Consider the following 12,556-nt stretch of genomic DNA (forward strand, 5'->3'; position numbering starts at 1 on the left):
TGAACTGCAACATCCCCGTTGCGTAACGGGGACGCATACGGGTTATCACGGGTGTTTGCCTTGGCGGCGCAGCGCGGATGGCAGGGCCGGCAGCGTCAGCGAGCGGGGCGGACGGGCGCCGGGGTCGGCCTCGCGTTCCGCCGTGATGGCGGCCCAGTCCAGCAGCTGGAGTTGGCCGTCGTGGGTCTCCGCCAAGGCAGAGAGGCTCTCCACCCAGTCGCCGTCGTTGCAGTAGAGGATTTCGCCCACGTAGCGCAGTTCGGCCTTGTGGATATGGCCGCAGACCACGCCGTCCAGCCCTCGGCGCCGGGCTTCGCCCGCCAGCGCTTCCTCGAAGTCGGTGATGAAGGACACGGCGTTCTTGACCTTGTGCTTCAGGTATTGCGACAGGGACCAGTAATGCAGTCCCAGGCGATGGCGCAGCCGGTTGAAATGATGGTTGATCCACAGCGCCAGCTGGTAGAGCCCGTCGCCCAGGTGCGCCAGCCAGCGGCTGTGCTGGATCACGCCGTCGAATTGGTCGCCGTGCAGCACCAGCAGGCGCTGTCCCTTGGCGGTGACGTGCACGTCCTCGTCCAGGATTTCGATGTCGCCGAAGGCGTAGCCGGCGAACTCGCGCGCGAATTCGTCGTGATTGCCCGGGATGAACACGACCCGGGTGCCATTGCGGGCCTTGCGCAGGATGCGCTGGATGACGTCGTTGTGCGCCCGGGGCCAGTGCCAGTGCTTGCGCAACTGCCAGCCGTCGACGATGTCCCCCACCAGGTAAAGCGTGTCGGAATCGTTGTGGTCGAGGAAGTCGAGGAGGAATTCCGCCTTGCACCCGGCGGTACCCAGGTGAATATCGGAAATCCAGAGGGCGCGCCAGTGCGCGGGGCGGATCTCGTTCACGGTAGCTTTCCCAGGGGCTGTGCTCATGCCTGGGAATGAAACCATCCGGCGATGACCGGAACATGAACGCCATGTGACGCTGTTGTGACGACCTGAGGTCGCCCGGTGCGGCGGCGCACGGCGGCAGGCCGTGCGCTGGACTTCGGGAGGTGAGCGGCCGGAGCCGCTTTCATGGCCGGCGGTCAGGGCTGCTGCTGGTTGGCCTTCTTGGCGCGCAGGCGCTTCCACAGGCCGCCGCCCAGCGCGGCCGCGGCCAGCACGCCGACCTTGGCGAACTTTGCCAGGAAGGCGGCGATCACGGCGAACAGGCCCAGCTTCTTGGCGGCCACGCCAGCCACCAGGGCGGCCAGGCCATATTCGGCAACCTTGTCGGTCGACGAGTTGAAGTCGGCGTAGCGCTTGCCTTCGACGTAATCCAGCTTGTCCAGCAGGGTCAGCACGGCCGTCTTGTCCTTGGGCACCATGCTCTTCTGCGTGATCAGGTCCAGCGTGATGTAGCCGTCGCGGCCCAGCGCGTAGGTGTTGTAGTTGACGGTGGGGTTTTCGGTGGCGCTTTCGCCCTTGTGCTTGACGGCGACCGACCAGACCAGGCGCTGCGTATTGCTGTCGTACTTCGGCGCTTCGACCCAGCCGTCCATGATCAGCTCGGGGAAACCGCGCTGCTTGCGCTCTTCATTGGACTGCTCGGTGCCTTCGCGCAGGCTGTCCAGCAATTCGTTGACGTTCCAGTTCTTGGCGTCGTCGTCCTTGATGTAGCCGGCCTTGTCGAAATTGACAGTGATGACCCAGTCGTCATCGTCGCTCTTGGGCATCACCACGCCGAGCAGGGAAGGATCCTTGCCATTGCCGTAGGCGGCCATCAGCCGGTCGGCCTGCAGGCGCGGCACGAAGAACATGGTTTCGGGCAGATGGACGATTGCCTGGTCGCCCAGCTTGACGTCGGCCGGCCCTTCCTGGGCCGCGGCAAAGGCGGCTTTCGTGGCTGCTTCGATTTCCTGCTGGGCGGCCGCGTTCTGCGCAAGGGCGCCGGCGGGCAGCAGGAACAGGGCGCTGGCGGCAGCCAGCGCAACACGGGAAAGAAAAGCGCGCATGATGGTTCGGGGCGTCTGAAAAAAAAGGGGCCCCATTGTCTTTGCGGTCGACTTTCAACTTTCTGAAAGCAAACCGCCAAATCGCCGCATGATGTTGCTGTTTGTCGCAGGATGTGTGCGACACGCCCATCGGCGCGCCGGGATCCCGGTCTATCGGGCCTTTTTGCGCTGCGGCGCGTTGCGCAGCCGGGTGCCGAGGATGCGGTCGTGCAGGAACTGCCCGTCGGGGTCGAACCAGGACCAGATGAAGATCGTGAAAGGCGCGGCGACGATGAACATGTCCATCGAGGGCCAGCCGGTAGCGCTGGCGGCCGCCCAGACGGCTGCCGCGCCGACCAGCACCAGGGGCCAGACCAGGACATAGCGCAGCATCAGCCGGGCAGTCGAGGGGGTATTGCCGTCGCGGTCGACCAGGCGGATGTTCCAGGTCTTCATGGGCAGCGTCTGGCCGCGGCGGCGCCAGCACAGCACGAAATACGCGCCGATGGCGACGAACAGCCAAGCCTGCCGGGCGCCGCGCAATTCCAGCGCGTTCTTGCTCTGGGTCAGCGTATCCAGCAGGTAGCCCGCCAGGAAGACCACGCCAAACAGCAGCACGGCTTCGTACATCATGCAGGCGAACCGGCGCAGCCGGTTGGGAGTCTGGTCGAGGAGGGCGTCGGTCGTCATGGGTCGCTATTATCCGACAAAGCCGGGTTTTGGCGACCTGGCCTGTGCGCTTGCGGCGACTTTCGCAGGATGTCTTGCCGGGGGCGTTCCAGGCAAAAAAAAACCCGTCGGTAAGGGCGGGTCTTAAAAGGGGCTGTGCAGCCCCCAAGGGGAAAACTGTTCAGGCCATGAGCCTGGGCCTTGCTCAGGCGGCGGAGTGCGCGTTCTTGGCGCTCGTCTTGCCAGCCAGGGCACGGATGCCGTGGGCCAGCTTACGCAGGCCGGCGGCCAACGCCCGCATCGGGTGCGGACGGAATTGTTCTTCAATAGCCTGGAGCATCAGTTGGCGCTCGAGTTCGTCGGTCAGGCGGATGGTGTTGTTCGGGTTGATCACAATAGCCTCCACGGGCTTGCACTGTTTGTTTAGCTACTAGGGATAACCCGAATTATAGGGGTTAACCCTGAACTTGTGCAAGTGGCCGGTGCGTATTGGCAACACCTTGGTGCGATGATGCTCCCAAACGGGGCGGGGGGACACCATAAGCAAAGATACGCGCAGCATGTTGCTGCGCGTTTACAACGTACTGCCCCAGAGGGAAAAAGGGGCGCGCCGGGGACCGCAGCCGCCCGGGGCGCGAGGCGTCCTCAGGCGTCGCGGTAGCCGGCGGCGACTAGCTCAAAACCGAACAGGCGGCAATCCAGCGAACCGTTGTGCAGCGGCACGCGGCGCTTGGGTTTCAAACGCATCTGGTTGGGCAAGGTCAGGTCGCTGGTGATGACATGCAACTGCCAGCCGGCGAAATTGCGCTTCAGGCAGGTGGCCCAGTCGCGCCACAGATCCGCGTCCTGTTCCGTCCCCATGCGTTCGCCATAGGGCGGGTTGGTGACGATCCAGCCATGATCCGCGGGCGCCGTGACATGGCGCGCATCGCCCACCTCGAAGCGGATGGAGTCTTCCGTCAGCCAGGCGCGTTCGGCGTTGTTGCGGGCGAATTCGATGGCTTGCGGGTCCAGGTCGTAGCCGACCAGCGGCGCGTCCAGCTGCGGCAGGATGCGCGAGCGCGCGTCGTCCTTCAGGTCGCGCCAGCGGTAGGCGTCGTGCCCGCGCAGGCGCTCGAAGCCGAACGGGCGCGAGATGCCCGGGGGCACGCCCAGCGCGATCCAGGCGGCTTCGATCAGGATGGTGCCCGATCCGCAGAACGGATCCAGCAGCGGCGCGGCCGGGTCCCAGCCCGCCAGCGCCAGCATGCCGGCGGCCAGGTTCTCGCGCAGCGGCGCTTCGCCCTTGTCCAGGCGCCAGCCGCGCTTGAACAGGGATTCGCCCGAGGTATCGAGGTACAGCGTGGCGGTGTGCCCGGTCAGGAACAGGTGCACGCGGGCATCCGGACGCACCGTGTCGATGCTGGGGCGTTCGCCTTCCAGTTCGCGCAGGCGGTCGCAGATGCCGTCCTTGGCGCGCAGATTGCAGTACTGCAGGCTTTGCACCGGGCTCTTGATGGCCGAGGTGTCCACGCGCAGGGTCTGCTCGGCGCCGAACCAGCGTTCCCAGGGGGTGTCGCGGGCCAGGTCCAGGATGTCGTCTTCGTGCGAAATCTCGGCATGGGCCACTTGCACCAGGATGCGGGTGGCCAGGCGGGAATACAGGTTGGCGCGTTGCACGCCCGCCCAGTCGGCGGTGAAGGAACAGCCGGCGCGGCCGGCCTGCGCGTCCTCGAAGCCCAGCGCCTGCATTTCCGCCGTCAGCGCCTCTTCCAGCCCCTGGGGGCAGGGGGCGAAGATGGGAAACACTTCCGCCTGGCGGGTTTCGCGCGGGCGGCGGCTGCGGGTTTCTACGGCGGGCTCGCGCCTGCTGTGGCCTTGGTCGTAGCCGTCGTCATGGTCGCGAGCCTCGGCGAAATCCGCTTCCTGGACATGGTCGGGTTCGGCCTGGTATTCCGGGGCGGGGCCGTCGTCTTCGAACGGGTCGTAGAAGCGTCCCGCCGGCGTGGCCGGCGCGATGTATTGATCGTCCCGCAGGCGCGGCGCGCGCTGCGGGGCGCGGCCGGAGCGGCCGCCAGACTCAGCTTCGCGCCGCGGGCCATCGTCGCGTTTGCGGTCTGAAGCGGAGCGGCCAGGGGCGGTCCGGTCCGAGGCGTTTCGGCCAGGCGCGGCCCGATCCGACGCGCCGCGGGCGGGCTGGCCGCGGCCGGCGCCGCGCGGTCCGCGGGCCTCCTCGTCTTTGCGCCGCTGATAGGCGACGGGGTCCTTTTGGCGTTCGATGCTTTCCTTGGTGCGCTCCTGTTGCGCGACCAGGCGGGCGCGGGCGCCCGTGCGGGTGCGCTTGGGGGCGTCTTCGGCATGGGCGTCGCGCGCCGTTTTCTTGATCGTCAGCGTCTTGCGCGGACGGTCCTGTTCATCAGAGGACATACGAATCCTGGCGAATGTGCAGAGGTAGGGGGTATCAGAAGGGTTTGACGACGACCAGCGCCACCACCACCAAGAGCAGCAAGACGGGAACTTCGTTGAACCAGCGATAGAACTTGTGCGAACGGGTGTTTTTGCCCTGTTCGAATTTGCGCAGCATCAGGCCACAGGCGTGATGGTAGCCGATGACGAGCAGGACGAAAAAGAGCTTGGCGTGCATCCAGCCGTTGCCGGGGCCGACGCCGATGCCATAGCCCAGGTACAGCCACATGCCGAACACGACGGCGACCACGGCCAGGATGGTGGTGAAGCGATACAGGCGGCGCGCCATGCCCAGCAGGGTGGTCTGGACCGTGGCGTCCGATTGCTGGGCCAGGTTCACGAATATGCGCGGCAGGTAGAACAGGCCGGCAAACCAGGAAGCGATGAAGACGATGTGAAAGGTCTTGACCCAAAGCATGGCCATGGTGCGATCCAGTCGAGGAAAGCCGCATTGTAAGCTGCGCCACCCTGCGCCCAGGACCTGGGTAAAGCCCCGCGGACGGGGCTTTGCGGGGCGGCGGCTCAGATCACGTACAGATCGACGTACTCGTGCACCGGCATGGCTTCCAGCCGCTTCTGCTCCAGCGAGGCCTGCAGGATGCGGTCCTGCTGGCGGGCGGGGAACATGCGCGCCAGGTTGGTGCGGAACTTGGCCTCCAGCAGCGGTATGCCTTCGGCGCGGCGGCGCTTGTGGCCGATGGGATACTCGCAGACGATTTCGTCCAGCCGGGTGCCGTCCTTGAATTCCACCGTCAGCGCATTGGCGATCGAACGCTTGTCGGGGTCGTGATAGTCGCGGGTGTAGACGGGGTCTTCGACGCAGACGATCTTGTCGCGCAGCGCGTCGATGCGGGGATCCTGCGCCACCGCGTCCTCGTAGTCGGCTGCGGTCAGGCGGCCGTACAGCGTCGGCACCGCCACCATGTACTGGATGCAGTGGTCCCGGTCAGCCGGGTTCGCGAGCGGGCCCTTCTTGTCGATGATGCGGATGCAGGCCTCGTGTGTGCGGATCGTGATTTTCGCGATGTCGTCGGCGCTCTTGCCGGCGGCTTTCAGGCGGCTGTGGAGCTCCATGGCGCATTCGACGGCGGTTTGCGCGTGGAACTCGGCCGGGAACGAGATCTTGAACAGCACGTTTTCCATCACGTAGCTGCCATAGGGCCGCTGGAACCTGAACGGCTGGCCCTTGAACAGCACATCGTAAAAGCCCCAGGTCTTGGCCGTGAGCACGGACGGGTAGCCCATTTCGCCGGTCTTGGCGATCAGCGCCAGGCGCACGGCGCGGCTGGTGGCGTCGCCTGCGGCCCAGCTCTTCCTGCTGCCGGTGTTGGGTGCGTGGCGATAGGTGCGCAGGCTTTGGCCGTCGACCCAGGCCAGCGATACCGCGTTGATTACTTCCTCGCGGCTCAGGCCCAGCATCTGCGCCACCACGGCGGTGGAGGCCACCTTGACCAGCACCACGTGGTCCAGGCCGACTTTGTTGAAGGAGTTCTCCAGCGCGATGCAGCCCTGGATCTCATGCGCCTTGATCATGCCGGTCAGCACGTCGCGCATCAGCAAGGGCGGCTTGCCCGCCGCGACCGCGGTGCGGGACAGCCAGTCGGCGGTGGCCAGGATGCCGCCCAGGTTGTCGGACGGGTGGCCCCATTCGGCGGCCAGCCAGGTGTCATTGAAGTCCAGCCAGCGGATCATCGTGCCGATGTTGAACGCGGCTTGTACGGGATCGAGCTGGAATTGGGTGCCAGGCACCTTGGCGCCGTGGGGCACGGTCGTGCCGGGCACGATGGGGCCCAGCAGTTTCTTGCACGCCGGGTACTCCAGCGCTTCCAGGCCGCAGCCCAGCGTGTCGATCAGGCAGTTGCGTGCCGTCTCGTACGCCAGGCCGCTCTGGATTTCATACTTCAGGACGTAGTCGGCGATGTCGACCAGGACCTGGTCGGGATCGGGACGGACGTTGGAGAACGGGGCAGACATAGCGGTACCTCTCCATGGAATGAATACAGGTGGCCATGCCGTGCCCTCGTCCGTGTCCCGGTCTTACTTGCGCTTTTCCAGCGGCACGAACTTCTGGTCTTCCGGGCCCACGTAGTTGGCGGTGGGGCGGATGATCTTGTTGTCGACGCGCTGTTCGATGATGTGGGCCGACCAGCCCGCCGTGCGCGCGATGACGAACAGCGGCGTGAACATGGCGGTCGGGACTCCCATCATGTGATAGCTGACGGCCGAGAACCAGTCCAGGTTGGGGAACATCTTCTTGATGTCCCACATGACCGTTTCCAAGCGTTCGGCGATGTCGAACATCTTGGTGCTGCCGGCCTGCTTGGACAGCTTCTTGGCCACTTCCTTGATGACCTTGTTGCGCGGGTCGGACACGGTGTAGACGGGGTGGCCAAAGCCGATGATAACTTCCTTGGCTTCGACGCGGCGGCGGATGTCGGCCTCGGCCTCGTCCGGCGTGTCATAGCGCTTCTGCACGTCGAAGGCCACTTCGTTGGCGCCGCCGTGCTTGGGGCCGCGCAGCGCGCCGATGGCGCCCGAGATGGCGGAGAACATGTCCGAGCCGGTGCCGGCGATGACGCGGGCGGTGAACGTGGACGCGTTGAATTCATGCTCGGCGTACAGGTTCAGCGAGATGTGCATGGCCTTGACCCAATCATCACTGGGCTTTTCGCCGTGCAGCAGGTGCAGGAAGTGGCCGCCGATGCTGTCGTCGTCCGTCTGCACGTCGATGATGCGGCCGTTGTGGCTGTAGTGGTACCAGTACAGCAGCGCCGAGCCCAGGTTGGCCATCAGGCGGTCGGCGATGTCGCGCGCGCCCGGGGTGTTGTGGTCGTCTTTTTCAGGCAGCACGCAACCCAGCACCGACACGGCGGTGCGCATCACGTCCATGGGGTGGCTGGCGGCGGGCAGGGCCTCCAGCGCGGCTTGCAGCTGGGCGGGCAGGCCGCGCAGGCTGCGCAGCTTTTCCTTGTAGGCCTTCAGTTCGGCCTTGTTCGGCAGCTTGCCGTGGACGAGCAAGTGGGCGATTTCCTCGAATTCGCTGGTGTGGGCGATATCCAGGATGTCGTAGCCGCGGTAGTGCAGGTCGTTGCCGCTGCGGCCAACCGTGCACAGCGCCGTGTTGCCGGCGACAACGCCAGACAGCGCAACCGATTTCTTGGGCTTGAAGCCGGCTTTTTCTTCCGGCTTGGCGTCCGATTTGGCCACTTGCTTCTTGGGAGCCGTGCTCATGTCTCTACTCCTTCCTTTCGCGATGGTCGTTGCTATGGGGTGGGCATGCAAGGCGCCGGGCGGTTGCCGCGGCGCCGGAAACCGAGGGCTTGCTTACGCCTTGCCTTTCTGGAAAAGCGCGTCCAACTTGGATTCGAATTCGTGATAGCCGATGCGGTCGTACAGTTCTTCGCGCGTCTGCATCAGATCCACCACGTTCTTCTGGTGGCCGTCGCGGCGGATGGCGGTGTAGACCGCTTCGGCGGCCTTGTTCATGGCGCGGAAGGCCGACAGCGGGTAGAGCACCATGCCCACGCCCACGCTCTTCAGTTCTTCCACCGAGAACAGCGGCGTCTTGCCGAATTCGGTGATGTTGGCCAGCACCGGCACCTTGACTGCCTTGACGAAGCGGTCGTAGGTGGGCAAGTCGTAGGCGGCTTCGGCGAAGATGGCGTCGGCGCCCGCTTCCACGCAGGCCAGCGCGCGCTCGATGGCGGCGTCCACGCCGTGCGAGGCGATCGCGTCGGTGCGGGCGATCAGGTAGAAATCGGTGTCGGTGCGGGCGTCGGTCGCGGCCTTGACGCGGTCGGCCATTTCCTCGGTCGAGACGATTTCCTTGCCCGGGCGGTGGCCGCAGCGCTTGGCGCCGACCTGGTCTTCGATGTGGCAGGCGGCGGCGCCGAACTTGATCAGGCTCTTGACGCTGCGGGCGATGTTGAATGCCGAGGGGCCGAAGCCGGTGTCGATGTCCACCACCAGCGGCACGTCGCAGACGTCGGTGATGCGGCGCACGTCGGTCAGGACGTCGTCCATGGTGTTGATGCCCAGATCGGGCAGACCCAGCGAGCCAGCCGCGACGCCGCCGCCGGACAGGTAGATCGCGCGGTAGCCGGCGCGCTTGGCCAGCAGTGCATGGTTGGCGTTGATGGCGCCGATGATCTGCAGCGGGCTTTCTTCGGCGAGTGCGCGGCGGAAGAGGGCGCCGGCGGATTCGGGTCTGGACATGGGTGGTCTCCGTAATTTGGACCGGGTGTTTTCAGAATGCCCCGGATGGAAGGACTGGCCGGAAAATAAATCTGTCCCCTTCGCGACATTCCTTTGCGCAGGAGCAAAGGGACAGGTTTATGTTTCGGTCTTGCTTAGGAATTGGGCCCGCGCAAACGGGCCCAATTCTTTACTCATGCGCTGCTTACTTCAGCAGGTCCTTGACGCCGTCGCGCTCTTCGAGGAGCTCTTTCAGCGTGAAGTCCAGGCGCTCGCGCGAGAAGGCGTCGATTTCCAGGCCTTCGATGCGCTTGTATTCGCCGTTTTCGGTCGTGACCGGCACGCCGTAGATGATGCCTTCCGGGATGCCGTAGGAGCCGTCCGACGGGATGCCCATCGTGACCCACTTGCCGTTGCTGCCCAGGACCCAGTCACGGACGTGGTCGATGGCGGCGTTGGCGGCCGAAGCGGCCGAGGACAGGCCGCGGGCTTCGATGATGGCGGCGCCGCGCTTGCCCACGGTGGGGATGAACGTGTCGCGGTTCCAGGCGTCGTCGTTGATCAGCTTGGACAGCGATTCGCCGCCGACGGTGGCGAAGCGGTAGTCGGGATACATCGTGGGCGAGTGGTTGCCCCACACGACCAGCTTTTCGATGTCGGCGACGGCCTTGCCCGACTTGGCGGCCAGTTGCGACAGGGCGCGGTTGTGGTCCAGGCGCAGCATGGCGGTGAAGTTCTTGGCGGGCAGGTCCGGCGCCGACTTCATGGCGATGTAGGCATTGGTGTTGGCCGGGTTGCCCACGACCAGAACCTTGACGTTGCGGCTGGCGACGTCGTTCAGGGCCTTGCCCTGAGCCGTGAAGATCTGGGCGTTGACCGACAGCAGGTCCTTGCGTTCCATGCCGGGGCCGCGCGGGCGGGCGCCGACCAGCAGGGCCACGTCGGCGTCCTTGAAGGCGGTGCGCGGGTCGCTGTGGGCGGTGACTTCTTGCAGCAGCGGGAAGGCGCAGTCATCCAGTTCCATGATGACGCCCTTCAGGGCCTTTTGCGCTTTCTCGTCGGGAATTTCCAGCAGTTGCAGGATGACGGGTTGATCTTTACCCAGCATTTCGCCCGAGGCGATGCGGAATAGCAGTGCGTAACCGATTTGGCCGGCGGCGCCGGTGACGGCGACACGCAAGGCAGGCTTGGACATGGACGTTCTCCGTAATGGTTTGGCGAGAAAAAATCTCACCAATCAGTGTAATCGTTGGGCGTGAAAATCAACGCGGGTGCGGCAGCGTGCGCAGCGGCGGGCGCGGAGGTGCGCACGGTGGCTGGCGCAGGGCCTGGGCAGCGTTGAATCCTAGATCGAATTTACGTGTCCGTCAATTGCTCTTCTATCTTATATAAGACATAAGACGTTGGACAGTGTTGCGGCCGATATGCCACAATAGAGCGTTTATTCGAATGCGCCGCAGCCCGGTTTCGGCTGCGCGCCTGTATCAAGCCAGAACACTGGCGGCAGCAGCGCATTGCGGATGGGTTCGCTGCCTTGCGCCGCCCTCCCATTTCCCGGATAAACATGACTCAATCGAAAAGATCCATGGCAGAGCCCCGGCCCGAAACCTCCTTACGCATTCGCGCCGCCCGCACGGCGGGCGAGGGGGCCGCTTTCAGTCCGCTCTACCGGCAAATCAAGGATCTGCTTGTCCAGAGCCTGGAACGCGGCGAATGGAAGCCCGGCGAGCTCATCCCCAGCGAAATCGATCTGGCCGCCCGTTTCCAGGTGAGCCAGGGCACGGTGCGCAAGGCGGTCGACGAGCTGGCCGCCGAGCACATGCTGCTGCGGCGCCAGGGCAAGGGCACTTTTGTCGCCACCCACCACGAAGCGCGCGTGCGCTACCGCTTCCTGCGCCTGGCCGCCGACGAAGGCGAGGCCGGCCGGGCGGAAAGCCGCATCCTGGAATGCCGGCGCCTGCGGGCGCCCGCCGAGATCGCGCGCGCCCTGGACCTGCGGGCCGGCGAAACCGTCATCATGATCCGCCGCCTGCTGTCCCTGGGGCAGGCGCCCACCGTGGTGGACGACATCTGGCTGCCTGGTTCCATTTTCCGTGGACTGACCCTGGAACTGCTGAGCGCCAACAAGGCGCCGCTCTATGGTCTGTTCGAATCCGAGTTCGGCGTGAGCATGGTGCGCGCGGACGAAAAGCTGCGCGCGGTGATTGCGCCGGCCGAGGTCTGTCCGCTGCTTAATGTTCCCGCCGGGACGCCGTTGTTGCAGGTGGATAGGGTGTCTTATACGTATGGTGACCGCCCCATGGAAATTCGTCGGGGGTTGTACTTGACCGATCGATACCACTACCGCAATAGTCTGAATTGATGATCTTTTTACCTACGATTTGATACCGACCCTATCTCTGGGCGAAAATACCGTGTTTGCCCGCAAGGGCGACGGCATTTCCGCCGTAACGATTCCCTAGTTCCGAAACACCGAGGCCGTCATGTCCGACACCGCTGCCAAGCCACGTCCGCAGTTTCGCAATATTGGTATTGCGCAACTCGCCAGCTACCGCCTGCCCCTGGCCGGCAAGCTGTCCATTCTGCACCGCGTCAGCGGCGCGCTGCTGTTCCTCTGTCTTCCCTTGGTCATCCTGCCGCTGTTCGCGGCCAGCGTGGCCGCGCCGCAGACGTTCGCAGCCGTGGCCGCGTACGCTGGCAACCCGATAGTCAAGCTTGTCTTCCTGGTCCTGATCTGGGGCTACCTGCACCACTTCTGTGCCGGCATCCGCTACCTGCTGCTGGATCTGCACATCGGCATCGACAAACTGTCGGCCAAGAAGAGCGCCGGCGTGGTTTTCGGGGTGAGCCTGGCGCTGACCTTGGTGTTCGCTCTCAAACTGTTCGGAGTGCTGTAATGGCCGACGTCAAAAACTACGGACCCAAGCGTCTGGTCGTGGGCGCCCACTACGGCGTCATGGATTTCATCATCCAGCGCATCACCGCCGTCATCATGGCCGTGTACACGCTGGTGCTGCTCATCGGCATCCTGATGATGCCGGCCTTCACGTACGAACACTGGACCGCACTGTTCAATTTCTACGTGGGCGTTCTTCCGGTTGGCCAGATCCTGGCCACCCTTGCATTCATTGCGCTGGCCTGGCATGCCTGGATTGGTGTGCGCGACATCTGGATGGACTACGTCAAGTCGGTGGGCGTGCGCCTGCTGCTGCAAGTGCTGACGATCCTCTGGCTGGTCGGTTCGGTCGTTTACTTCGCGCAAATCCTCTGGAGCATTTAAGCCGTGG

Annotated in this window: 13 protein-coding genes; 3 read left to right on the forward strand and 10 right to left on the reverse strand. The window is 64.7% G+C overall.

Annotated elements, in window-relative coordinates; genetic code table 11:
* Positions 1–45: 45 nt before the first annotated feature.
* From AXYL_RS08035 to AXYL_RS08080, 10 genes are all read right to left on the reverse strand, one after another.
* On the reverse strand, positions 46–936 hold the full coding sequence (locus AXYL_RS08035) for a UDP-2,3-diacylglucosamine diphosphatase (RefSeq protein WP_413772867.1): 891 nt from the start codon (positions 934–936) through the stop codon (positions 46–48).
* A gap of 137 nt (positions 937–1,073) precedes the next feature.
* On the reverse strand, positions 1,074–1,982 hold the full coding sequence (locus tag AXYL_RS08040) for a DUF2167 domain-containing protein (RefSeq protein WP_013392297.1): 909 nt from the start codon (positions 1,980–1,982) through the stop codon (positions 1,074–1,076).
* Between the two features lie 150 nt (positions 1,983–2,132).
* Complete coding sequence (locus AXYL_RS08045; protein ID WP_013392298.1) at positions 2,133–2,651, reverse strand: RDD family protein; 519 nt, start codon at positions 2,649–2,651, stop codon at positions 2,133–2,135.
* Positions 2,652–2,835: 184 nt separating this feature from the next.
* The gene (locus AXYL_RS08050) at positions 2,836–3,024 is read right to left on the reverse strand and encodes a hypothetical protein (protein WP_006389355.1); all 189 of its coding nucleotides are present in this window, start codon (positions 3,022–3,024) and stop codon (positions 2,836–2,838) included.
* A gap of 251 nt (positions 3,025–3,275) precedes the next feature.
* The gene (locus AXYL_RS08055) at positions 3,276–5,036 is read right to left on the reverse strand and encodes a THUMP domain-containing class I SAM-dependent RNA methyltransferase (RefSeq protein WP_013392300.1); all 1,761 of its coding nucleotides are present in this window, start codon (positions 5,034–5,036) and stop codon (positions 3,276–3,278) included.
* A gap of 34 nt (positions 5,037–5,070) precedes the next feature.
* The gene (locus AXYL_RS08060; RefSeq protein ID WP_013392301.1) at positions 5,071–5,499 is read right to left on the reverse strand and encodes a CopD family protein; all 429 of its coding nucleotides are present in this window, start codon (positions 5,497–5,499) and stop codon (positions 5,071–5,073) included.
* Positions 5,500–5,597: 98 nt separating this feature from the next.
* A complete protein-coding gene (locus tag AXYL_RS08065; RefSeq protein WP_013392302.1) occupies positions 5,598–7,049 on the reverse strand; it encodes a bifunctional 2-methylcitrate dehydratase/aconitate hydratase in 1,452 nt (483 codons plus the stop codon).
* Between the two features lie 63 nt (positions 7,050–7,112).
* Positions 7,113–8,306 carry a 2-methylcitrate synthase gene (gene prpC, locus AXYL_RS08070; protein ID WP_013392303.1) on the reverse strand — a complete coding sequence of 398 codons (1,194 nt, stop codon included), beginning with the start codon at positions 8,304–8,306 and terminating at the stop codon, positions 7,113–7,115.
* Between the two features lie 93 nt (positions 8,307–8,399).
* Positions 8,400–9,290, reverse strand: a complete 891-nt coding sequence (gene prpB / locus AXYL_RS08075; protein WP_013392304.1) for a methylisocitrate lyase — start codon at positions 9,288–9,290, stop codon at positions 8,400–8,402.
* Positions 9,291–9,474: 184 nt separating this feature from the next.
* Positions 9,475–10,464, reverse strand: a complete 990-nt coding sequence (locus AXYL_RS08080; RefSeq protein ID WP_013392305.1) for a malate dehydrogenase — start codon at positions 10,462–10,464, stop codon at positions 9,475–9,477.
* Positions 10,465–10,854: 390 nt separating this feature from the next.
* Between AXYL_RS08080 and AXYL_RS08085 the strand changes: the two genes are divergently transcribed.
* The 3 genes from AXYL_RS08085 (at position 10,855) to sdhD (ending at position 12,549) form a co-directional block, all read left to right on the forward strand.
* Positions 10,855–11,631 (forward strand): GntR family transcriptional regulator, encoded by a 777-nt coding sequence (locus AXYL_RS08085; protein ID WP_013392306.1) that lies wholly within the window; start codon positions 10,855–10,857, stop codon positions 11,629–11,631.
* 121 nt (positions 11,632–11,752) lie between these two features.
* Entirely contained in the window at positions 11,753–12,166 is a 414-nt protein-coding gene (gene sdhC / locus AXYL_RS08090) for a succinate dehydrogenase, cytochrome b556 subunit (RefSeq protein WP_013392307.1), read from the forward strand.
* Positions 12,166–12,549 (forward strand): succinate dehydrogenase, hydrophobic membrane anchor protein, encoded by a 384-nt coding sequence (gene sdhD / locus AXYL_RS08095; RefSeq protein WP_013392308.1) that lies wholly within the window; start codon positions 12,166–12,168, stop codon positions 12,547–12,549. The genes sdhC and sdhD overlap by 1 nt, the downstream gene beginning before the upstream one ends.
* Positions 12,550–12,556: the final 7 nt, after the last annotated feature.

Source organism: Achromobacter xylosoxidans A8, from assembly GCF_000165835.1.
Lineage (GTDB): Bacteria > Pseudomonadota > Gammaproteobacteria > Burkholderiales > Burkholderiaceae_B > Achromobacter > Achromobacter xylosoxidans_B.